Annotated in this window: 18 protein-coding genes and 1 pseudogene; 4 read left to right on the top strand and 15 right to left on the bottom strand. The window is 67.6% G+C overall.

From position 1 onward, the window contains the following. Window positions 1-18 precede the first annotated feature (18 nt). The 6 genes from PH203_RS30660 to PH203_RS30635 all read right to left on the bottom strand — a co-directional run bounded on the left by PH203_RS30660 (window position 19) and on the right by PH203_RS30635 (window position 7,740). Entirely contained in the window at window positions 19-228 is a 210-nt protein-coding gene (locus PH203_RS30660) for an MbtH family protein (protein ID WP_289923979.1), read from the bottom strand. 98 nt (window positions 229-326) lie between these two features. Further along, entirely contained in the window at window positions 327-1,673 is a 1,347-nt protein-coding gene (locus tag PH203_RS30655; RefSeq protein ID WP_289923978.1) for a condensation domain-containing protein, read from the bottom strand. 80 nt (window positions 1,674-1,753) lie between these two features. Then, window positions 1,754-4,948, bottom strand: coding sequence for an amino acid adenylation domain-containing protein (locus tag PH203_RS30650; RefSeq protein ID WP_289923977.1), 3,195 nt, complete (start codon window positions 4,946-4,948; stop codon window positions 1,754-1,756). Window positions 4,949-5,013: 65 nt separating this feature from the next. Beyond that, entirely contained in the window at window positions 5,014-6,045 is a 1,032-nt protein-coding gene (gene gntD / locus PH203_RS30645) for a guanitoxin biosynthesis L-enduracididine beta-hydroxylase GntD (RefSeq protein WP_289923976.1), read from the bottom strand. Between the two features lie 23 nt (window positions 6,046-6,068). Further along, on the bottom strand, window positions 6,069-7,187 hold the full coding sequence (gene vioD / locus PH203_RS30640) for a capreomycidine synthase (protein ID WP_289923975.1): 1,119 nt from the start codon (window positions 7,185-7,187) through the stop codon (window positions 6,069-6,071). 94 nt (window positions 7,188-7,281) lie between these two features. Beyond that, window positions 7,282-7,740, bottom strand: a complete 459-nt coding sequence (locus PH203_RS30635) for a transposase (RefSeq protein ID WP_289923973.1) — start codon at window positions 7,738-7,740, stop codon at window positions 7,282-7,284. Window positions 7,741-8,097: 357 nt separating this feature from the next. Here PH203_RS30635 and PH203_RS30630 point away from each other — a divergent pair, with 357 nt between their 5' ends. Together PH203_RS30630 and PH203_RS30625 are read left to right on the top strand one after the other, a co-directional pair. Then, window positions 8,098-8,340 (top strand): hypothetical protein, encoded by a 243-nt coding sequence (locus PH203_RS30630; RefSeq protein WP_289923972.1) that lies wholly within the window; start codon window positions 8,098-8,100, stop codon window positions 8,338-8,340. Between the two features lie 160 nt (window positions 8,341-8,500). Continuing rightward, window positions 8,501-9,709 carry a cytochrome P450 gene (locus PH203_RS30625; protein ID WP_289923971.1) on the top strand — a complete coding sequence of 403 codons (1,209 nt, stop codon included), beginning with the start codon at window positions 8,501-8,503 and terminating at the stop codon, window positions 9,707-9,709. Here the strand turns inward: PH203_RS30625 and PH203_RS30620 are convergent. The 6 genes and pseudogenes from PH203_RS30620 to PH203_RS49740 all read right to left on the bottom strand — a co-directional run. Beyond that, window positions 9,693-10,439, bottom strand: coding sequence for a hypothetical protein (locus tag PH203_RS30620; RefSeq protein ID WP_289923969.1), 747 nt, complete (start codon window positions 10,437-10,439; stop codon window positions 9,693-9,695). The genes PH203_RS30625 and PH203_RS30620 overlap by 17 nt on opposite strands. After that, a complete protein-coding gene (locus tag PH203_RS30615) occupies window positions 10,440-11,018 on the bottom strand; it encodes a TetR/AcrR family transcriptional regulator (protein WP_289923967.1) in 579 nt (192 codons plus the stop codon). Between the two features lie 327 nt (window positions 11,019-11,345). After that, the gene (locus PH203_RS30610) at window positions 11,346-14,735 is read right to left on the bottom strand and encodes a thioester reductase domain-containing protein (RefSeq protein WP_289923966.1); all 3,390 of its coding nucleotides are present in this window, start codon (window positions 14,733-14,735) and stop codon (window positions 11,346-11,348) included. Further along, the gene (locus PH203_RS30605) at window positions 14,732-15,109 is read right to left on the bottom strand and encodes a phosphopantetheine-binding protein (protein ID WP_289923965.1); all 378 of its coding nucleotides are present in this window, start codon (window positions 15,107-15,109) and stop codon (window positions 14,732-14,734) included. The genes PH203_RS30610 and PH203_RS30605 overlap by 4 nt, the downstream gene beginning before the upstream one ends. A 235-nt stretch (window positions 15,110-15,344) precedes the next feature. After that, window positions 15,345-17,168 carry a non-ribosomal peptide synthetase gene (locus PH203_RS30600; protein ID WP_289924006.1) on the bottom strand — a complete coding sequence of 608 codons (1,824 nt, stop codon included), beginning with the start codon at window positions 17,166-17,168 and terminating at the stop codon, window positions 15,345-15,347. A 68-nt stretch (window positions 17,169-17,236) separates the two neighbouring features. Beyond that, window positions 17,237-17,419, bottom strand: a pseudogene (locus PH203_RS49740) (hypothetical protein); the annotation flags it as partial. Window positions 17,420-18,026: 607 nt separating this feature from the next. Here PH203_RS49740 and PH203_RS30595 point away from each other — a divergent pair. Then, entirely contained in the window at window positions 18,027-19,238 is a 1,212-nt protein-coding gene (locus tag PH203_RS30595; RefSeq protein WP_289923963.1) for a cytochrome P450, read from the top strand. Between the two features lie 464 nt (window positions 19,239-19,702). On the opposite strand, the gene PH203_RS30590 is transcribed toward PH203_RS30595, so the two are convergent. Both PH203_RS30590 and PH203_RS30585 read right to left on the bottom strand, forming a co-directional pair. Beyond that, entirely contained in the window at window positions 19,703-20,632 is a 930-nt protein-coding gene (locus tag PH203_RS30590; protein ID WP_289923961.1) for an SDR family NAD(P)-dependent oxidoreductase, read from the bottom strand. A 97-nt stretch (window positions 20,633-20,729) separates the two neighbouring features. Next, window positions 20,730-21,617 (bottom strand): SDR family NAD(P)-dependent oxidoreductase, encoded by an 888-nt coding sequence (locus PH203_RS30585; protein ID WP_289923960.1) that lies wholly within the window; start codon window positions 21,615-21,617, stop codon window positions 20,730-20,732. Between the two features lie 70 nt (window positions 21,618-21,687). Between PH203_RS30585 and PH203_RS30580 the strand changes: the two genes are divergently transcribed. Continuing rightward, complete coding sequence (locus PH203_RS30580) at window positions 21,688-22,620, top strand: LysR family transcriptional regulator (protein WP_289923959.1); 933 nt, start codon at window positions 21,688-21,690, stop codon at window positions 22,618-22,620. Window positions 22,621-22,654: 34 nt separating this feature from the next. On the opposite strand, the gene PH203_RS30575 is transcribed toward PH203_RS30580, so the two are convergent. Next, window positions 22,655-23,068 carry a VOC family protein gene (locus PH203_RS30575; RefSeq protein ID WP_289923958.1) on the bottom strand — a complete coding sequence of 138 codons (414 nt, stop codon included), beginning with the start codon at window positions 23,066-23,068 and terminating at the stop codon, window positions 22,655-22,657. Window positions 23,069-23,076: the final 8 nt, after the last annotated feature.

Raw genomic sequence — 23,076 nt, 5'->3', positions numbered from 1 at the left:
TGCCACACCGAGGGGCCCTCAAGAGGTTGTCGCCTCGACCAGGGACTTGGGCCGCATGTCCGTCCAGTTCCGTTTCACGTACTCCAGGCAGTCCTCTCGCCCGGATTCGCCGTGTACTACGGTCCAGCCCTCGGGCACAGTGATGGCGGCGGGCCACAACGAGTGCTGTCCCTCAGCATTGACCAGCACCAGGTACACGCCGTCCTGGTCCTCGAACGGATTCGCCACTGCTTTCACTCTCCTACGTAAGTCGTCATCATTCGCAAGCGGACGCTCAACTCGAAATGCGTGCCGAATTCATGGGCAATATTTCTTCGAACCCGATGTCAGACGTGGTGTCGGCCTCGCACGTCGACTGCGCTGATCGGCGCATCCGGGTCCGCGGCAAGAGCGGCCAGCATCCGCCGGTAACCGTCGGCCACGTGCTGTGCGGTCTCCGCTTCGAACAGGTCGAGCTGGTACTCCAGGAACGCGTCCATCCCAGCCGGCGCCTTGTCCGGGCCGAAGTTCTCCCGCAGGCTCAACGCCAAGTCGTACATGGAACTGCCGCCGTCGATGTCCAACGGCACGTCGGTCAATCCGTCGAGCTTGAGCCCGGCGTCGGTGTTGTTCTCCAGGGTGAACATGACCTGGAAAAGCGGGTGACGGGTCCGCGAGCGGGCAGGATTGAGTGCCGTGACCAGGCGATCGAAGGGGATGTCCTGGTTCTCGTAGGCATCAAGGGCGACGGCCTGGACCCGCTTGACCAGGTCTCGCAGTGTCGGGTCGCCGGAGACGTCAACGCGGAATACCAGCATATTGACGAAGTACCCGACGAGATCGGTCAGCGCATCATCCATGCGGCCGGCCACGGGTGAGCCGATCGGAATGTCGGTGCCCGCACCGAGCTTGCTCAGCAGCGCCGCAAACCCGGCCTGCAATACCATGAACATGGTCGCATTTTCGGTGCGGGCGAGCTCGGCCAGTGCCGTATGCAGATCGGCGTCGAGGGTGAACTCGATCGTGCCCCCGGCGAAGTCGGACATCGGTTGGCGCGGGTGATCCACCGGCAACCGCAGTTCCTGGGGCATGCCGTCGAGCACCGAACGCCAGTGCGTGAGCTGTCTCGACGCCAGGCTGTCCGGATCCTCCTCGCGGCCCAGCAACCGCCGCTGCCAGAGTGCGTAGTCGGCGTACTGGACAGGCAGCGGCGGCATATTCGGCTCGGCACCACGGCGCCGCGCCGCGTAGGCCCGGGCGAGGTCGCCGGTGAGCGGCCCCAACGACCAGCCATCGCTGACGATGTGGTGCATCGACATGAGCAGCACGTGCTCCTGCGGCCCCAGTGCGAACAGCCATGCCCGAAAGGGCAGGTCGCGCACAAGGTCGAACGGGCGCTCCGAGGCCTCGTACATCGCCTCATCCAGCTCTTCCTCGGCAAGCTCCTCGTACTCCAGGCTCACCGCGCATTCCGAGATGTCCAGGACAACCTGGTGCGGCTCGCCCTCACCGTGTCGGATTACCGTGCGAAGCGATTCATGTCGCTGCACGACGTCTCGCAATGCCTCCTCCAGGGCTGTGCTGTCCAGCTGCCCCGTCAGCCGCGAAGCGAGCTGCATGGTGTATATCGAGCTGCCCGGATTCATCTGATGGATGAACCACAGTCCGAGCTGCCCGAACGACAGAGGGATCATGACTGGTCCCACGTTGAGATCCTCACTGCTCTGTGCGGGCCCACCCGACCGCGCCGAAGTCATCCGGCGCCCGCCGTGGGTCAGCGGACCGTCGGGAGGAGTGCCGGCCGGGTGATGACGGCGATCTGACCAGAGTCGATCTGCGCCGCGAGCAACGCCGCGGTAGGCGCCTGGAACAGGGTCTTGATACCGATCTCCACACCCATGACACCGCGGATCCGGCTCAGCAGACGCACCGCGTGCAGAGACTGGCCGCCGAGTTCGAAGAAGCTCTCGTCCACGCCGACCTCAGCGAGGTCCAGCACCTCACCGATCAGCTTGCACAGCTGCTCCTCGCACGCGGTGCCCGGACTGCGATCAGTGACAGACGTCCGGTCATCCGGAGCAGGCAGGTTGCGCCGGTCCACCTTGCCGTTCGTGGTCAACGGCAGCTTCTGCAAGCGCACCACAGCAGACGGCACCATGTAACCGGGCAACTGTGACGCGGCGTGGGCGAGGATCTCCTCGTTGGGCGCCTGGGCCACCACGTAGGCGACGACTTGCCGCAGCCCCGGCCTGTCTTCGCGTACCACGACAGCGGTCTGTTCCACGCCTGGGTGCGCTGCGATCACGTTCTCGATCTCACCGAGCTCGATCCGGAAGCCGTTCATCTTGACCTGGTCGTCCCGGCGCCCGACGAACTCGAGATTCCCGTCGCTACGCCAGCGGGCCCGATCTCCGGTGCGATACATCCGCCCCCCGTCCGGACCGAAGGGACAGGCGACGAAGCCGGCCGCGGTGAGGCCGGGTCGGCCGAGATATCCGCGGGCCAGACCGGCGCCGGCAAGGTACAACTCGCCCGCCACGCCCACCGGCAGCGGCCGCAGGCCCTCGTCCAGGACGAAGATCTGGGTGCCGGCGATCGGCCGGCCGATGGGCGGCGGTTCGTTCCCCGTCAGCGGGCCGGTCAGCGTTGCGCACACCGTGGACTCGGTAGGCCCGTAAGCGTTGAACATCCTGCAACGCCCGGACCAGCGTGCGGCGAGGTCGGCGGTCAGGCTTTCCCCGGCAACCACGATGGTCAGGTCCGCGGGCAGATCCTCGTCGGGGGAAAGCGAGGCGAGTACCGAGGGCGGCAGGGTTACGTGCGTCACGGTCTCCCGGACAAGCACTGCTTCGAACGATCCCCCCACGAAGTCGTGAAGACCCGGGACGAACACCGCCGTAGCACCGCTGAGCAGGGCCATACAGAGCTCCGAGACGGAGGCGTCGAAGCTTGGACTGGCGAATTGCAGGACCCTGCTGTCGGACCGTACGCCGAATGCCTCGATCTGCGCGCCGGAAAGCCCGGCGAGGCCCTCGTGCGTGACTGTCACGCCCTTCGGTGTCCCGGTCGAACCGGAGGTGTAGATGACGTATGCCGGGTGCGCGAGGGTGAGTGGGTGCGACCGCTGCGCGTCGGAGACGTTCGATGCGTCCGCGTCCGCGTCTCGCCCGGTCTGCTGTTCGTCGAGGACCAGGACCGGCGTCGTCCAGGGCTGGGCCGTGGCGCCGGCGGCGTCGGTCAGCAGCAGGGCGGGACGCGCGTCGCTGACGATGTACTCGATTCGCTTGCTCGGATAGGCCGGGTCGAGCGGTAGGAAGGCGGCACCCGCCTTGCTGATCGCGAGGACGGCCAGGACGAGGAGCGGGCCGCTGGGCAACGCAACGCCCACCAGCTTCTCGGGTCCCAGTCCGCGGGCCATCAGAGTTCTGGCAAGCCGGTTGGCCCGCTCGTTGAGTTCTCGGTAGCTCCACCGCAGTTCGCCGCAGGAGACCGCGCATGCGTCGGGGCGCAGCGCGACTTGGGCCTCGAAGAGCGAGGGGAGGACAACGGGATCGTAGGGTGCGCCGTCTCCGCTCTGCTGCCTTGCCAGCAGAGCGTGCTCCTCCTCCGAGGCCAGTGGGATCTCGCACAGCGGCCGGTCCGGCGAGCGGAGCGCGTTGTCGAGGAAGGTGGTGTAGTGGGATGCGATGCGGCGGATCGTCTCCGGCGCGAACAGGTCGGTGGCGTACTCGATTTCCGCTTCGAGTCGGCCGTCCTGCTCAACGACCTCGATACTCAGGTCGAGTTTGGCGGCGGTGCGCGGCGGCGGTGCGGCGACCTCGATCGTCAGTCCCGCGACGTGTATGGATTCCTCAAGCCCCTCGTCGTAGGTGAACGCCGTCTGGAACAGCGGATTGCGGCTCGGGTCGCGTGGCGGACGAAGTCGCTCGATGACCTTCTCGATCGGCGCTTCCTGATAGGCGAGACCCTCGATGGAAGCGAGGCGTGTCTGGTTGACCAGGCTGTGGAAGGTCTGATCTCGCTCTGGGCGTACCCGGAGGGGCAGGACGTTGACGAACATGCCGATCATCTCCTCGGTGCCCGGCTCGGTCCGACCCACCATGGGGCTGCCCACCAGCAGGTCCTCTTGCCCTGCGTAGCGGCCGAGAACGGCAGCCCAGCCGGCGAGCATGACCGCGTAGGGGGTGACGCTCCAGCGGCGGGCCGCCGCCGCGAGTTCGGCGCGCAGCGAAGTCGGCAATGTGAAGAAGTGGCTGGCGCCTTGGAAGCTCATGCGTGAGGGGCGCTGGTAATCGGTGGGCAGTTCAAGTGCGAAGGACGCGTCGCTGAGCTGGGTGCACCAGTGCTCGACCTGACTGTCCAACAGGCCCTCGTCGAGCGAGCGACGTTGGGCGACGGCGTACTGCCCGTAGGCGAAAGGCAGCTCGGGGAGTTCGGGCGTGCGGCCCTCGGCCCCCGCGGCAAGAAGTTCGGCAAGCTCCTGGAGCAGCACGCCGGCCGAGACTCCGTCGAAGATCAGGTGATGTATGTCCACCAGCAGGCGGTGATCCGCGGGACCGAGGCGGTACAAGCCGAACCGCACGAGCGGCCCATGCAAGAGGTCGAACGGAGCTGCCGTCGCGGCGCTCACCCGCTCAGTCAGCTCCTGCTCCGAAGCCGCATCCTGTGGATCGAGTCCTACGGGGCGTGCGGGGATGACGACGAACCGGGGCGAGCCCGACGCGTTGGACACGACGGAGTGCAGCACCTCGTGTCGTTGAACGATCTGGGTCAGAGCCGCCTCAAGCAGCCCGAGGTCCAGCGCGCCGCGGAGGGCGAACACCACCGGGGTCCCGTAGTGCGAGCCCGCATCGGCGAGTTGCTCGGAGACCCAGATCCGCTCCTGTGCCAGGGAAAGGGGGAAACTCCTGTCAACGCGGCGGTCCTGGCTGTCTTTCGGTTGCATCGCAGAGTCTTGGGTGGTCGACACTGACGTCTCGCAGTCCTTTCCGGGTGGGGTCCGTCCGGCCGCGAGGGCCGAGGTGCTGTAGGCCGTCAATAGATCACTCGCGCGTCGTGGCTGATTCTGCGATCGCGGGACTTCCGCAGGTCGCGTGCCACGTTGAGCCTCTTGAGCCAGCGGTCCGTGCCGTCGAAGCGGGCGGTGAAGGGCACCCTGCCGTGCACGATCTTGTAGTTGTCCAGGAAGAGCAGTTCACCCGGTTCGAGCACGTAATCTCGTATGTTGCGATCGACCTCCGCCTCGACAGCCTTCATTGCGCGGGCGCTGTCCGGGACGGCGTATGCGTCCTCCATGAAGAATGGATCGATGCGCAGATAGGGTGCTTCGCGGTCGCCGAAGAGGATGGCGACTCGGTCGGGCTCGCTGTCCTTGGCTGTGATCCATTCATAGCTGCGCGAGAGCAGCTCGCGTTCGCGCGTCGACATCTGCCGGTTGTCTTCGTCGTGGTGCGGCAGATGCGAGCGGTCGGGCTTGATCGGGTACCGCTCCTGACAGAGCAGGTCCGTGATCTCATCAGTGAGCTCGAGGTCGTCGACCGAGGCGAATGTCGTCGCCACCCGGTCGTGGTTGCGCAGACAGGCCAGGCCGAGGTAGTCGGCCCGCAGCGGGTGGAAGGCCTCCTCGGTGTGCCAGGTCAGCAGTTCTTTGCTACCTGAGCCAAGCTGCTCATTTTCGTGGCCCTTGATCGGAAAGATGTCGTGCATGATCCGGCCGTCCTGCTGCGTCGCCCAGCCGATGGGGTCGCCCAGCAGGGATGCGCAGAGCATGAAGTACATCTCCGCAAAGAGCGTGGACGCCCGGCCGACGTGGGTACGCCAGTGCTCGGGAGTGGGCCCGATTGCAGCGTCGTCGATCCGGAAGCCGCGGATGGACAGCGCGCCACCGGAAGCCTCCAGGCGGAACGCGTTCAACTCGGCCCGCAGCCGCTGCGGCAGCTCGTGTGCGTACACCGCGCACTGCTGAACGAACTCCGGGTCACTGACCGACTGGAACTTCGCCGTGAGCGAGGCGAGTACTTCGTTGACTGTCTTTAACTCAATGTCCGAGAGTTCAATGCTCTGCATGTTCGTCAGGGTTCCTTTCCGCTTCACGGTTGGAGACTCGCGGCGAACTCAGCGCCCAAAATGTCCAGGCCTTTGCCTAGTTGGCTGCGATCGCCGCCGAAACCGAGCCGGACGCGGCACGGGTGGTCGAATGCGCGGCCGGGGACGAGCAGTATGTTGCTGGTCTCTCCCAGCCGCCGGCACAGCTCGGTCGTGTCCCGCCACGGGCGCAGTTGCGGGAACGCTGTCACTCCGCCGAGGGGCAGCGGGAGGTCGACATGATCCTCGTGCTGCGCGGCCCAGTCGGCCAACAGACGTCGGTTCTCCCTGGCGTTCTCCAGCCTGGGAGCGATGAAGACGTCTGCACGCTGTACGACGCGCAGCGCAATGAACTCGAGAAGCGGAGAGAGGCTGAGCGTGATGCGGTCGCGCAGGTTGGTCATCGCCCGCAGAAGCTCCGGCTCGGCCATGCACCATCCGAATCTCATGCCGGGCAGACCGAAAGCCTTTGAGAAGGTTCCGATCGACACAGTGCGCGGATAGGTCAGTCCGGGGTCCGGCAGCGGTGCGTCATCGTAGACCAGGTCCGTGAAAGCGCCGTCCCACAGGAGATGGGCACCAACATGGTCAGCAATCTCAAGCAGGCGACGGAAACCAGCAGGGTCGAGTGTCGCGCCGGTCGGGTTGTGCGGAAAGTTGACCACAATGACCTTTGTGCGCGCAGTGACGAGCCTCGCAAGTTCCTCCACGTCAGGCCGGAATTGGTCCTCCTCGCGCAGCCGCCAGCGCAGAACTTCGCACCCCATGGACTCTGCGACGGATACGTGCGAGTGGTAGGCCGGGTCCAGGGCGACGACTTGGTCACCTGGCTCAAGGAGGGTCTGGAGCGCGACGTAGATAGCCTCGCTGCCGCCGTGCGTGAGCATCACCCTGCGCGCGTCGCCGTCACCCCAGCGCGAGGCGATGGCCTCGCGCAGGTCGTCCCGACCCAGGCAAGGACTGTCCCGGAAAACGATCTCGTCCAAATCACCAGGCTCGATGCCGGCGAGTTGTCGCACCTGTCCGAGCGAGTAGTCAAGAACCCCACTCGACCCGATGTCTATCGCAGCGTCATGATAGTGGTCGCGCATCCAGTCTTCGAGCAATGCCCCATCAAAATTCATCGTTCTCCAGAACCTCATCCTCGCGACCCGAGAACCGCGACCCCACACAGAGATCACAAGAGGTAAGTAGATTCAGTTCGGCAGAGACGCTGATCTAGCGTTTCTGGTCCAATGACTGTCGATTCCTCAAACTCCCAGATCGAGGGTGTGAGGTCTTCTGCGGAGCAATGTATGTCCTCGCCGATATGGGCAGTTGACCGATATTGCCCGCTGCGGGATCTGCGTTGCTGCCCATGCGTCGATGAGTCGGGTGCCTCATCTGCCGATAACCGACATCGAGGAAGAAGAGGGCTTCCCCCAGCGTGGTGAGCGGCACGCTCCAGACACCACCGATCTTCAAGTGGCGTTGCAGGTCAGGGCAGTTCGAATGTGAGCCACGCAGCGGGAGCGTACGGCTGTGAGTGCATCGGGACGTGCACGCGGCCGTCGGTCCCCGCACCGTGGTCACCGTGACGATGCCGTTGTCCGTCTTGCCCGGCCGGCCCAGCCACTGCCGGCCCGCATGTGCGGTCGCCGTGCCGTCCTTGCGGTCCCCGGAGTCGTCGATCACCATGCCCCCGCCGTCGTGCGGAGCCGTCGCCGGCTGCTCGCGCAGCAGCTCAAGCCGCCGGTCGTTGGCCTGCTCGGCCCCTCAAGGGCAACGCGGACAAGAAGAACGCCTTGTTCCGCTCCCGCGGCGCCGGCAGCCCGGTCAGCTACTCACGACTCCCCCGCCGCTGGGCCAGGCTGAAGAAGTTGACTCCGACCACCGACCTACGACCAGCCTGACCTACCGCCAACCCACACCATCGCCCGATTCAACGGACTACCGGCAAAGACACCCTGCAGCCGTCTCACGGCGCGCCGGCGACCGACACCTCTGCAGCACCGCCGGGAGAGTCGCCGTACCAAGAGCAATAACGATGTGGCAATGAGCAACGTAGGCCAACTGTTGGTACTGGAGGCGCCATACATTCCCACGTGGAAGGCGTCGGACAGCGTTCGGAGGATGATGACGCTCCCTGAGGCATCACTCGAAAACTGGATGCGCGACCACTGTCACACTGCGGTCATCGACATCGGGTCGAGCGGGGTCCTCGATCATTCACTCGCGCGGGTGCGGCAACTTGTCGGCATCGAGCCGGGCGAGCTCGACGAAATCGCCTTCCGGTGACAGCCCGTGCCTCGGGCGCGACGACCTGCGCGAGGCCATTGTCCAACGATTGAGGCAACAGGGACGCACAACGGGTGGTGACCACGCACGGCGGTAGCGAGGCGCTCTACGTCGCGATCGTTACCCGACAAACTCCGTGACAGCGAAGGTGATTTCCTTGGTGGACGTGCGAGCAGGGTTCGACTATGACAGCCATGACCCGGCGATAGCGGTGGATCCGTTTCCGACCTATGCGAAACTCCGCGAATCCTGCCCGGTGCAGTGGAGCCGCGCCTGGGACGGCTACTGGGTCGCGACCGGTCACCGTGAGGTCTCCTCGGCGGCCCGCGAAGCCCTGACCTTCCAAACCGCGCAGGACAGGGCGGACGGTACGGTGCAGGGCGTGACCATTCCCTCACTCGGGCAGAGCAACCGGATGATACCGCTGGAACTCGACTCGCCGGAGTGCCTGAAGTACCGCAAGTTGCTCTCCGTGTTCTATTCCCCGAAGCGGGTCGCCGCGCGCGCCGGCGAGGTCCGGCAGTTGGCGGCGGCTTGTATCGACGAGGTGATCGAGCGCGGCGAGTGCGACATCGTTGTGGCGATGACCGAGAAACTGCCCAGTATTCTGACCATGCGGGACATCGGGCTGCCGGAGGAGCGGTGGTTCGACATCGACTCCCTGCTCTACCGGGGGCTTTTCGCCGCTCCGCACGATCCGTCGACAGCCCGCGAATGCGCGCAACTGATCTGCCTGGAGCTGGTGGAAGCACTCGACGCGCAACGGGACGGTGACAAGCGGGGGCTGCTCGGACACCTGGCGACCCGTGAGGTGGACGGAGTACCGATACCGGACGATGACATCGTCTCGATGATGTATTTGCTGCTGCTCGGCATCCATCCGACGTCAAGCGTGACCGCGATCGCGCTCCGTACCCTCGCCCAGCAACCCGAGCTGCGGTCCCGGCTGATGTCCGACCGCTCGATGATCCGCACCGCCGCGGACGAGTTCCTGCGGTGGGTCTCCCCCGTTCAAAGCACGGGCCGGATTGCCGCCGAGGACGTCGAACTCGGCGGGCAGCGCATCGCCCGGGGCGACCAGGTGCTGCTCGGGTGGGCCGCGGCGAACCGCGACGATTCCGTCTTCCCGCACCCGGACCGGATCGACCTGAACCGCGACGCCGGCCGCCACCTCGCTTTCGGTGCCGGCCAGCACTATTGCGTGGGCGCGGCCATGGTGCGAGAGATGTTCACGGCGATGCTGGAGGAGGTGTTCGACCGGATACCGGACTACACCGTCGCCGATGACGCGGCCATCGAATGGTTTCCGGATCTGACCCCCGTGTACGGGATCAAGGCTCTGCCGATACGGTTCACGCCGGGTCGGTGAGCCGGGCGGCGTTCACGAGCAGCACCCCGGCCGTCTCCACCAGGTGCTGCAGCAACTGACTGCGGCGCTGTAGCAGCGTGAGCGCGTAGAAGGCCGGGCGCAGCAGGATCAGGGCCGGCAGGAGCGCGGCGGCCGTGCTCGCATCGAGGACGAGCAGAAAAGTCGGCACGCAGCAGGCGAATCCGAGCAGGAACTCCGGGAGCATGCCCAGCAGCCGGGCATAGCGTGTGCGCTGGCAGGAGGCGGCGTGGCGGGCGGTGTGGGCGGCGACGGCCGAGGACCGGCTCGAACAGATACGGCGCCCACGCCTCAAGCAGCTGCCCTGGTGCGGCCCGCAGGGCTGGGCACCGGGGACCCGGCCCGAGCCGGAGACGGCGAGGTCCCCGATGCAGAACAGGTACGCGAGCAAGGTGAGGGCCGCGGTGATCAGCGCGGCCCTGCGGTGGCGGCGTACGGCGAGGGCGTCACGCACCCGGCGGAGCGTGGCAGCGATCGCGGCGGTGTCCCAGGCGTCCCCCGTCCTGTGGAAGGCGTGCCAGGCGAACCACATGACGTCGAGGAAGTCCGCCGGCTCCCACCGTTCCCCGACCTGCCGGACGACGCGGGCGGTCCAGAACTGGGCGTCCCAGCGGGTCTGAACCCGCGTGTCGGCGGCTGCGGTCCGGACAGGACTCGTGGATGCCGTACGGGTCGCTGCCGTACGCGCGCAAGGCGCCGGTGTCGACGGCATCTACGACGACTCAGCCGCGTCCTCCGTGATGCTCACCCTGACGGCACCGGGTGACAGGGTGTCCGACGGTTGCAAGGCGGCCTTGGCAGTGGAGGTCAGCTCCGACTGTGCGCTCAGGGCGCGGAGTCGAGCAGGGTGTTTCGCGCGATAGGAGGAGGTGTCCGGCTTGGCCAGGACGCCGATGGTGGCGACGTTCGGCAGGATCAACTGGTAGAGCCGCGCTATCTCCTCGGACAGCGCCGGGCTCGCCGCACGCGCCTCGGGTACCAGTTGCACTCCGGTCCAGGCGCCCACGACCAGCCCTGCGATCTCCGCGGGGACCGCGTGCGGCAGCAACTCGCCGCGCTCCTCGGCCTCCACGAGCAGGTCCTCGAACAGGCTGATCAAGTCCGGCTGGCGCGTGCCGAACATGCTGCGTGCCTTGAGGTGGGGGGACGGCTGGACGGCCGCACGCAACATCGATTCCTGGGGCATCCGGTGTGCGAGCAGGAGCCCGAGGTCGACCCGTTCCTGGAGCTTGTGCGTCTGCGGAACGAGCCCCTCGCGGGTCACGGCCTGGTCGAGCACGCCGGGCGCCATCGCTTCCTCGGTCGGGAAGTGGAGGTACAGGCGCCTCGGGTACGGCCGGTCCGTTCGACGGGCGCGGCGATGGTGGCGGCTTCGTACCCGACCTCGATGAACCGGCGCGCCATGGCTTCCAGGACGGCCTCACGCGTACGTATCGCACGCTCCTGACGCGCCACTCTGCCGCCCCACTCTCTCGCCCTGCCTGAACACCGAACCGTCGACCACGGGCCCACCGAAGGTTCGGTGGTACCGAGCCCTTCCGGCCGTCCCGGGGGCTGTACTGCGGGACACGGAGCCGGGGACGGGGGATGACCCCGGCTCCGCGTCCCGGGCGGCACGTCAGTGGTCGACGTGGCCGCCGTCCATGGGGCGCCCCGCTGTGAACAGGTTCTTCAGGTCCCGGGCGTACTTGGCGACGAGGTCGCGCGTGAGGCTCGGGATGACCCCGTGCCCGGCGATCGCGCCGGCCCGGACGGCGGCGCGGAACCGGTCGGAGGGGATGGCGGATCCGGGTACCGGGTCCTCGGGCTCCTTGTAGGCGTGCCGGATGGGCAGCGCCGCGTACTGCCGCTGTGCCTCGGGCAGGGCACGCATCGCCGCCTCGAACCGCAGGTACCACTCGGCGTAGTCGTCCACCCGCTCGATGGCGTGGCCGTCCTGGGCGAGCCAGTCGACGATGGCGTCGAGGGAGACGCCGTCGTCGTTGGGGTTCACGAGGCTGAACGTCCGGTATCCGGGCGGGGCTTCAGAGGTGCCGCGGCCCCCCAGCGCCACCATGGCGACGGCGGTGAAGTCGACCGGCAGGCCGTCGTAGTGGGCGCGTTCGCCGTCCGCACGGTAGAAGCTGCGCGGCGCGATCCCGGTGGCGAGCACGCTGAACAGAAGGCGGCTGAACACATCGGCGACGTTGAGCTGTCCGCCGTACCGGCTGTGCGCGAGGATCATGCTGGACCGGAAGGTCGTGACCGGCAGTCCGCACAGGTCGTGCGCCTCCCGCAGCAACACTTCGCCGGCCCATTTGCTGGCCGCGTACCCGTTGGCGTAGCCACCGTCGACGTTCAGGGCCGGTATGGCGACGCGGACGTCGCTGTCCTCGTCGAGGGCCGGCCGGCAGGAGTCGGCGACCCCGACGCTGGAGATGTAGGTGATCGGCTTCGCCCGGCGGGTGAGTGCCAGCCGGACGAGTTCGGCGGTGCCGACGACGTTGGCGTCGAAGAGGTGCGGGTACGGCAGGAGGTGGTTCACCAGCGCACCGGCGTGGACGATCAGGTCGACCTCGTCGGTCAGCCGGTCCCAGACCGCCTCGTCCAGGCCGAGCCGCGGCTCCGCCATGTCACCCGCCATGACCTCGAGATGGACCGCGGCCAGTTCCTCGTACGTCCGCACCAGCTCCGGGTCGCCGCTGTCGAAGGCCGCGTCCAGCCGCTGCCGGGCCGCGGCGGCGTCCTTGCCCCGCACCAGGGCGATCAGCCGGCCGCCGGCCGGCGCCAGGGTGCGCAGCCATTCCAGGGCGAGGAAGCGGCCGAGGTAGCCGTTCGCCCCGGTCAGCAGCACGGTGCGCGGTTCCCGCTCGGCGCGGGGCAGCGCGGGGGCGTCGGCAAGGAGGTGCGCGTCGAGGAATTTGTCGAGGGTGAGGTCCTTCGCGTGGACCTCGGTCACGCCCTCCCCGTGCACCGAGGCGAAGGTGGGCCGCCGCACGGCCGTAACTCCGGGAGCAGGGCGGCCGGCGCCCTCGCCGCCTCCCTTGATCTCCACGATGCGGGTCGTCATCTCTTTCAGCGTGAGCGGTTCCTGGAACAGCTGGATCGGTACGTCGATGTCGAGCTCGTCGCGGAGCCGTCCGGCCAGATGCACGGACGTCAGCGAGTCGCCGCCCGCCTCGATGTACGTCTTCTCCAGACCGGAGGGCCCATCGAGATCCAGCGCCTCGATCACCAACTCGGCGACCCCGGCCTCCAGTTCGCTGCCCAGCGCGGGCGCCGCACTCTCGGCCTGCGCCTGAGCTGCCGGGCCGCGCAGCGTCAGGGCGCCGTAGTTCTCGCCCGCGAACGGGTACGACGGGAGCCGTACCCGGCGTACCTCGCCGTCGAGGGCCGGCCAGGTCACTTCCTCGGCGCGCAGCCACGCCTCCCCCGACGGGTCCCGCACCGGATCCGGGTGGCCCTCGGCCAGTGCCATGAGCTTGTCCGCCGCCTCCTGCACGTCGGCGGCGATCACGTAGGCACGCACGGGCATCCCGACCCGGCCGGTGCGCAGGGTGTGCGCGACATCGGCGAGGGCGGGGGCGTCGGCCTCGCGCAGACGTGCCGCCAACCGCGATGCCACGAGAGCGAGTTGATGCTCGGTACGGGCCGACAGCGGCAGGACCGTCGGGCGGGCGTCGGCCTTCGTGCGCGGCTCGCGTGCCGGTGGCTCCTGCACCACTGCGTGCACGTTCGTGCCGCCCATGCCGACCGACGTCACGCCGGCCAGCCGGGGCAGGTCCGGCCTGCGCGGCCAGTGACGGGTTTCGGTCACCAGCCGCAGCGGCGAGTCCTGCAGGGCGGCCATCGGGCTCGTGACGTTCACCGTCGGGGCCAGGGTGGCGTGCTCCAGCATCAGGACCGTCTTGATCAGCGCCGCCACACCGGCCGCCGCGTCGGCGTGCCCGATGTTCGACTTCACCGAACCGAGCGCGATGCCGGCGCCGCCGTCGAGGCCGGCTCGGGCGGTGAACGCCGCGCTCGCCGCCGCCAGTTCGATCCGGTCGCCCAGTTCGGTCCCGGTCCCGTGCGCCTCAAGGTACTGCGCCGCCGACGGCTCCAGCCCCGCCGCCGTCCACGCCTCGGTGATCGCGGCTGTCTGCTGGTCCACGCCCGGAGCGGTGAAGCCGACCTTGCCGGCCCCGTCGTTGGTGACGGCCGTGCCCCGGATCACCGCACGCACCGGGTCGCCGTCGGCGAGCGCGTCCTCCAGCCGCCGCAGCACCAGCACGCCCACGCCGCTGCCCGGCACGGTGCCGGCCGCCTTCTCGTCGAAGGGGCGACAGCGGCCGTCGGGCGAGGAGGTCCCGCCCTGGTAGTAGATGTAGCCCTCTTTGCGCGGGGCGCCGATGGAGACGCCGCCCGCGAGCGCGGTGTCGCACTCGCCGAGCAGCAGCGCCTGAACGGCGACATGGACCGCCGTCAGCGAGGACGAGCAGGCCGTCTGGATCATCATGCTCGGCCCGTCAAGGCCCAGTCGGTAGGAGATCCAGGGCGCCAGGAACTCGCGGTCGGTGAGGAGACGCACCTGGAGCGCGCCGATGGACGCGGCGAGCGCCGGGTCCATCTCGGCGGCCAGCGCGTGCTCCGTCGAGCTGCCGCCCATGTAGACGCCGGTGCGGGACGGTGCGTTCAGCGGGGCGTACCCGGCGTCCTCCAGCGCCGACCAGGCGGTCTCCAGGAGTACCCGGTGCTGCGGGTCCAGGGCGGCCGCCTCGGTGCGGTTGAAGCCGAAGAGCTCGGCCTCGAAGCGGTCCGCGTCAGCGAGATGCCCCGCCACCGGGACGAAGGCGGGGTTGCGCAGTTCGGCCGGGTCCGCCCCGTCGGCGAGCAGTTCCTTCTCGGTGAACGTGGACAGCGAGCAGACGCCGTCGCGCAGGTTGGCCCAGTAGGCGTCGAGGTCGGGGGCGCCGGGGAAGCGTCCGCTCATCCCCACAACGGCCACCGCTTGCTCAAGGTCGTGCTGTGCGGCTTCCTCGGTCGTCATCGCATCGTGCCCTTCCTGGAACGGAGTTTGTGCGGGGCGGCCCGGCGGTCGCTGCCGCGCCGGGCCGCCTCCTGCTCGGCCATCTGGTCGAGATGGGCAGCCACGGCGGCCACCGTCGGGTGCCGGAACAGGTTGGTCGGGGTGATGAGGTCCTGGTACTCCGGGTGTTTCTGGAGCACCGCGAGGACGGTCGGCAGCGGTATCGCATTGCCGCCCAGGTCAAAGAAGTTGTCGTGGACGCCGACCCGGTCCAGGGTCAGCGCCTGCCGCCGCACCCGGGCCACGCGCTGTTCGGCCGCGCTGTCCGGGGCGGTGTACGACCGGCTCGCGGGTACGGAATCAGAAAGCGCCGATCGAAGGCGTTCTTGCGTCACATCAGCCTTCGGTTGCCTTGCCTCGTACCCCACTACGGATTTTCCCATGTCAGGGTTACACCTCTATTGGCCTGCATGAGACGAGTCCTTCCGGCTGGTTGTCTTGACGTTGAGGGATTTCCGGATCAGAGCGTGTGGAGGTTCTGAATGAAGGCAGAAGTGATCTCCCCGCAGACCAGCCGATGGACGGCACCGCCAGGCACGAGGTCGCGCCGGCACCAGGCCGACTCCCCCGTCACCGCCGTTCCCCTCCCTCCAGACGCTGGCGCCGTGCTCGCAGCGCGCGAGCGCGCGTGGCCGATGCCGCTCGCCCGACCACGGCCGAACCATCGTCCGAGGGCACGCCGTCACGGATCAGCGTTGCCTGCGCCGACACCGTGGTGTGCGAGAACAGATCAACAATCGAGAGCCGAACTCCCGCATGTCGCTCAAGGGTGTTCTGAAGCTCGAAGAGCTTGATCGAGTGGCCGCCCAGATCGAAGAAATTCACCTCGATCGGAACATTTTCCCGCTTCAGTACCTCGGCCCACGCGGCGGACACCCGTCCAGTCGTGTCGTCCGTGGGGGCGGCGGCTGCATCCTCAGCCTGGGAGTCCGGGTAGGTTTCTGCCAGAGCACTAAGGCGTTTTCGGTCGATTTTGCCGTTGACAGTCACAGGAAACCGATCGAGCACATGAATCCAGTTCGGAACCATGGCCTGCGGCAGCCTGCGCGCCACATACTCGCGGATTGATTCTGGAGAAATGTCAGGAGGCGACAGGACGAACCCGACAAGCTGGGTCCGCTCCGCGTTCGTCACCACGGCGGCGTCGCTGACCCCTGGTGCAGTACGCAGATGAGCCTCGACTGCGCCGAGCTCGATCCGATGGCCGCGGATCTTGACTTGTTGATCGCGGCGGCCGAGGAATTCCAACTCATCATCATCGTTCCACCGGGCGAGGTCCCCCGTGCGGTACATCTTGGCGCCCTCGACATCGGTGAAAGGGTCGTCGATGAAAGCCTGGGCAGTCGCTTCAGGGCGGCCGAAGTATCCTCGAGCCACCCCTGCGCCGCCGATGAACAACTCGCCGCTCACACCGCGTGGGACCGGCTTCAGCTCCTCATTCAGCACGTACAGGCGGACACCAGGCACCGGCCCGCCGATGGATACCGGTCCAGGGGCCTCATAACGGCGGAAACTGGCCCATACCGTGGCCTCGGTCGGGCCGTACTCATTGACCAGGGGGACTGTGCGGCCGAGTAAGGCGAAATGGCGTTCCACCAATGCCTCAGCCAGCGGCTCGCCGGCCACGATCACCGTGTCCAGCGCATCCAGCCGCCTGCCCTGCCGTGTCGCCGCGTCCAGCAGGGCGCTGTAGAGGAGCGGTACACAGAGCAGCCGGGTCACCTGCCAGCGTTCCGCCAGGTGGGCCAGCTGATCAGGATCGCGGATTTCATCAGACGCAGCTACGACTAGGCATCCCCCCGCGGTCAAGGTCCCCCACACCCCGGCAACCGAGGAATCGAAGGCCAAGGGGGACACAAGCAAGAAGACCGGAGCGCCGGGATACACCGCGCGGCGTGCCCGAGTAGAAGCGGACAGCTGACCGTGCTCGACCAGGACGCCTTTGGGCTCGCCAGTGCTGCCCGAGGTGTAGATGATGTAAGCGGCGTCATCGGGGGTCACCGCGACTGCCGCCGCCGTGGTCTCTTCTGCTTCTCGGGCGTCCTCCGCTCGAATGACCGGGCATGTGAGCGTGGGCAGTCGGCCAGACGTGCCGTCCGCGACGATCACGGCAGACACGCCCGCGTCAGCGAACACATCAGCGATCCGCTGATCAGGGTGGGCCGGGTCTGCCGGGACGTACGCGGCACCGGCGTACAGGATTCCGAGTACGGCGGCGATCATCGCGTTCGAAGGTTCAACGAGCACACCGATTCGCTCGCCTCCGCCCGCACCTGCCGCACGGACAGACGCTGCGATGCGCCTGGCCCAAGCGTCGAGCTCGCCGTAGCTCAGCTCGGTGCCCCTGCTCCGAACGGCGACCCTCAGCGGATCACTGCCGGCTATCCGGGCCACGACTGCATGGACTGGGCTGAGCTCCTCGTGTGGAGCGTTCGACACAAAGTTCTGTTCTGGCAAGGTCATCAGGATTCCCACACTGGTTCTCGGCTGGTGCTGCTCGGTTCATGGCGTGCCAACAGGCCAAGGACGACCTCGGCTTGCCGCCCCAGCGTGCGAGCGGCCGACATCGCCCGGGCGGGGACCCGAACGCCGAGATGCTGGTCGAGCTGGCGGGTAAGGAATGTCATCAGCAGCAAATCTCCCCCGACTCGAAGAAGTCGGGGTCGTCACGGAGATCGGTGTGTCCGAACAGTTCAGCCCACAACCCGGCTGGCGTTGCCAACGGATCAGGTACTACCGGTATCAACTCCCGAAATCAGACTGCATTCCTACGGACAGGAGTGGCGGGCGAACATGAGCAGTACACGCTCATCGGACGGTCACTGAACTCCGCTCAGACCGGAGCGGATTCACTCTGGCATCCGTTAACCCCTGCGTCAATGCCGAAATAAGGGCCGGCGAGGGGGCGCGCAATATGTGTCCAGGAGAGCGCAATAACTGTCAGCCGTGCTTTGCCGTCGACGCTTGACGCCAGCTCACGGAGATCGCTAGCCTGCTCGATATTCCTTCACGGGCGCAGTGTTTGAGTCCCGCAGACTATTCATAATCCGGCGGGCCGTAAAGGGAGGATCCGGTGCACGAGCAAGAAGGCGGATATGCGGCCGCCGAGTTGGCGAGACACCTGATGCCTTCGCTTTCCGGCAGCAACATTCGACGCAGAGTCAACAATGACGGCCGACTCCTATCGATCCATACCCCCACTAGAAGTCTCAGGTTTCGACTTCTTCGATGCGGTGGACTGGAGGATCCTCCATGCGCGCTCCCGATACGACGAATCTATCTCACCTGTTCGATCCTGAACACGCGGCGGAGCCATACTCATTCTATGCCGAGTCACGTACGAAATCACCGGTGCAGTGGGATGAATGGATGCAGACCTGGGCGGTGTTCGGGCATCCGGAAATCCTCGACCTCTCAAAGGGCGGTCGTCTTTCTGTAGCCAGAATATCGGATTTCTACGAGAGCTTGCCCGAACAGGCTCGTGGCGATGTTGGACTGCTGGCTCGCACACTGTCAGACATGATGCTGTTCAATGATCCGCCGCATCACACCCGGCTACGCCGATTGATCAGGCCCAGCCTTTCTCCCCGCCTCGCTCGAGAACTACGCTTTCATGTCGAGGAGTTGGCCGACGAGCTGCTCGACAAGGTCCTGCCGAGCGGGCGCATGGACATCATTCACGACTTCTCGGAACCGCTCAGCCGTGGCGTCATCGCGAAACTGGCAGGCGTATCCGACGACGCCGCCCACCTCCTGGAGAGCTGGCAGGGGCTGCTGCATGAGTTCTTTACCCAGTCCAACTCGCAGAACGCGCGGATACAGGCGCTCAGGGAGTCCTTCGACCGCACTGCCACCGCGCGTCGAAACAGCACAGCCGACGACTTCTTCAGCCGAATGATCAGTCCCCAACTCCGGGCAGCCGACTACACCGAGGACGAAGTCTTCGCCAACTTCCTGCTGCTCATCGACGCGGGGCAGGCGACTACCACACATATGATCGGGAACGCGGTCCTCGCCCTCTTGAACAACGACGAGCAAACTCAGCGGCTGCGCAGAGATCCTGAGTTGATTACACCCGCCACGCACGAACTGATGAGATACGACAGTTCGGTCCAGTTCACCACTCGGAAGGCTCTCGCCGACATCGAACTAGGTGAGCACCTGATCCGCGCCGGCGAGTCGGTGACCCTGGTTCTTGGTTCAGGAAATCGTGACCCCCGCCGCTACACCGACCCTGACATGCTGGATGTCTCCCGACCGGCTGCTGATCACCTGTCGTTCGGGCACGGCATCCACTACTGCCTGGGCGCCTCACTGGCTCTCACCGAGATGGATGTCGCGCTGCGGGCGCTGCTGCGTCGGACCACCAACTGGAAGCGCGAGGTGGCGCAGCCCGAGTGGCTCGAAAGCATCAACTTCCGCTTCCTTGCATCCCTTCCGATCACTTTCGAGACAATCGCCTGAATGTGGCATTCGCCTCGGCCGAAGGAGAGCTCCTTGGGACGTGATGTCGGCGCATTACCGCTGACGGAGCAGTAGCTCGCGTTGGTGCGGGATTGTGAGCTGGGCGACGGCGGGTCAACCCGTAACGCCGTCGGACGGTTGACCTGCGGGCTGCCGAGGATGCCGTGCAGCATCGTCCGTGAATACGTCGCCCTGCACGCGGGGCAGGGGCAGGGTCGGTGGTCGGAGTCAACTGGCTTGCCGAGGGCTGTAGATGACTGCGCGCCGTCCGTGTCCGCCTGCGCCGGGGGTTTCGTGAGTACCTGACCGGGCCGGCGCCGCGGGAGCGGAACAAGGCGATCACCTGACTGGCCGGGCGGAGCCGGTCGCGGGTGCGGGGATGCCCGCGGGTGCAGCGGCTGCAGTTCTTCTTGTCCGCGCTGCCCTGGGCGGCCGAGCAGGCGTCTGGTCGGGAGGCGTCCCGATCACGCGGCGCCTGTGATCAGGTCCTGCGACAGGTCCCACAGGCGCCGCGCGCCCGCCGGGTCGACGGCGTAGCGGGCCACGCCGTGGAGCGAGCCGGAGCGCCGGTCGACGATCTCGGTCTCGTTGCAGTCGACGAAATAGCGGCCGCCGACGCCTTCGAGCAACGGTGAGGTGGCCAGGAGCGCCGACGTGGCGGCGCCCTGTTCGACGGTCTTGATCAGCTCAGCGGGGACGCGGCCGCTGCCTCGGCCTGCGGTGTGCCGCTGCAGGTTCGTGTAGATGGCGCCCGGCATCAGGGCGTTGGCGGTGATGTTGTCGTCGGCCCAGCGGCGGGTCGCCTCCACCGCGAACAGGACGTTGGCCGTCTTGGACTGTGCGTAGGCGAGCCACGGATCGTAGGGGCGGAAGGCGAAGTTGACGTCGTCCCACACGATCGGTGACCGCTGGTGGCCGGTGGAACTCACCACCACGATGCGGGCGTTGCCGTCAGCGGCCAGCGCGCTGTGCAGGCCGGTGGCGAGAGCGAAATGGCCGAGGTGGTTGGTGGCGAACTGCCATTCCCAGCCCTGCTCGGTGTACTGCTCGGGGCAGGCCATGACGCCCGCGTTGTTGACCAGGACGTGCAGCGGGCCCTGCCAGGCGGCGGTGAAGGCCGAGATGGACGCGAGATCGGTCAGGTCGAGGTGCGCGGCCCGCACGTCATGGTTGCCGGTCGATCCGGTGATGTCCTTGGCGACGCGTTCACCCGCCGCCACGTCCCGCACGGCGAGGGTGACGGCCGCACCGGTGGCCGCCAGGGCGCGGGCCGTCTCCGCCCCGATGCCGGAGGAGGCGCCGGTGACGACCGCGCGGCGGCCGGTGAGATCGATTCCTGACACGACCTCGCCGGCGGTGCTGGCGAAACCGAACGGGGTGGTGAGGGCACTCATGCGGAACTCCTTGCGGAAATGCGGGGTGTTGAAGCGGCCACGGGTGCTGCGGACGACGGCGGCCGGCGCGGTCCGGTCCGGTGCGGAGCGGGTGCGGTCAGGGGACGAGGATCGTGTCCTGCTCGACCGGAGGCGTGCCGTCGTGCCAGGGCAGGGCCTTGCCGAAGCGCACCAGTTCGCCGTAGAGCTCCGGGTCGACGTGCTCGGCGAAGACCAGATCGAGGACGGCCTCAGCGGCCCGGGCGGGCGACTGGGCCTGGCTGTAGTCGCTGAACCACGGGCGTGAGGTCGCCGTGTCGACCATGCCGGGGCACACGGCGGCGACAAGCGTGTTCTCCGCGAGATCCCGGGCACGGCGTTCGGCGGCAACGGCGCGAACGGCAGCGACCTGGGCCACCTTCGAGGGCACGTTCAGCCACAGCGGCCAGCCCGCTTCCTGCGCGGTCTTGTGGTGGATGGCGCTGCGCCACGACTCCACGGCGTATTCGACCTGGTCCAGGCTCGCGCCGTCGAACAAGTGGTGCAGCCGGCCGTCGAGGTGGCCGAGCGTCCCCAAGCTGCTGGCCACCACGAGCAGGCGCCCGCCCGGGCGCAGCACCGGGCCGAAGGAGCGCAGCATCGCGTGCGTGGCGGTGTTGGAGACGTCGATGAACTCATCGGCGCGCTGTGACTGCGACTCCTCGGGGAGCAGACGGGCGACCGCGTTGGAGATGACGACGTCCACCCCTGCGTGGTGGACCCGCAGGTCCTCGGCGAGGCGGGCGATGGCGCCGCGGTCCGTGACATCCAGGATCCGGCCCTCGACCCGGGCACGGGTGGTGGACAGGGCGGCGACTTCCCGGGCGGCGTCGGCCACCCGTTGCTGACTGCGGCCGGTGAGCAGGACCAGGTCCTGCTCATCCATGCGGGCTGCCAGCCCCTCGGTGAGGGCCCGGCCGAGCCCCTGGTTGGCGCCCGTGACGAGGGCGATGCGTGACGTGGTCATACGTCCACGCTAGAAACCGGTCGTCCATGAGTCCAACGAAAGTTTGGAACAGCTAGCATGCGTAAACATCATGGACTTCACTGATGTGTCACTGACGGCGTTGCGTGTCCTGCGGGCCGTGGCCGAACAGGGAACCTTCACCGCGGCCGCGGCGTCGCTCGGCTACACCCAGTCGGCGGTCTCCCGGCAGATCGCCGCGATCGAGCGCGCGGCCGGCACGGAACTGCTGGAGCGGCGGCGCGACGGGGCCAGGCTCACGCCCGCCGGCCGTGTCGTCATGCGCCGCGCGACCGTCGTGCTCGACGAGATCGCCGCGACCGCCAGGGAACTGTCGGGGCTGCCGGAACAGACCGGGACGGTCCGGCTGGGGTGGGTGCCCAGCGCCGGTGCCGTGCTGCTGCCCCGGGCCCTTGCCGCGTTGCGTGAAAGCGACCCCGGAGTGGACGTCGTCGGCCGCGAGGGCGGCACCCCGGCACTGGTCCGTGCGTTGCGGGCGGGCAGCCTGGATCTGGCCCTGCTCGCCTCGGCGCCGCCGTTCCGCGCGCCGGACACCGACTCGCCCCCGCTGGTACTGCAGACCCTCACCGAACGCCCGCTGTGTCTCGCGGTGCCCGCCACGCATCCCCTCGCCCGCGGCACATACGTGGACGTGGCCGATCTGCGGGGGCAGCGCTGGATCGCCGGGTCCTCCTCGGGAGAGGACCGCCTGATGGGCGTCTGGCCGGGCCTGGACGAGCGCCCCGAGATCGCCCACACCGCCCGCGACTGGCTGGCCAAACTCCACCTCGTGGCCGCGGGGTGCGGACTGACCACGGTTCCCGCCTCGCTCGTCTCCGCGGTACCTCCCGGAGTGCGCGTCCTGCCCGTCCGCGGCGGTCCGCAAGAACAGCGGCGCCTGCTCCTGGCCCGCCTGCCCGCCCCGCCGATGCCGGCCGTGACACGGGTGGCCGCTGTCCTGCGCGCGACGGCACTCGACACTCATGCACCCCATCCCTCCGCATGAGCGCGCTGCTGCGCCGCACCCGGACCCGCCCTGCTCATGACGTCTCGATCAGCTCCAGCAGATTGCCCTCCGGGTCGGCGACGTACGCGTAGCGCATGCCTTCACTGGCGCCGGGCGCAGGTCGCGACACCGCAGCAGCCCCGCAGTCCTGCGTGAGACGGGCGAACGTGCCGTCGAGGTCCCGGACTTGAAGTGCCAGGTGGGTGAAGGTCTGTGCGGCAGTGGCGGCGAAAGCATCGGTGTGCGAGACGGGGCGCGAGCCGGACCGTTCGACGAACTCCACCCGCAGACCCGCCGCATCGCTCAGAACGACGGTCCGGACTCCCGCTTCAGGCATCTCCAGGCGTTCTTCCACCTGCGTGAGCCCGAACGCGTCGGCGTACCAGGCCTCCTGCGCGGCAAGGTCCGCGACCGAGATGCTGATGTGGTGAAAACGAACAGCGGACATGACCGACT

This window comes from Streptomyces sp. S.PB5, from assembly GCF_030403745.1.
Lineage (GTDB): Bacteria > Actinomycetota > Actinomycetes > Streptomycetales > Streptomycetaceae > Streptomyces.
Note: the sequence above shows the minus strand (reverse complement) of the source record. Positions and strands in the feature narration are given on the sequence as shown.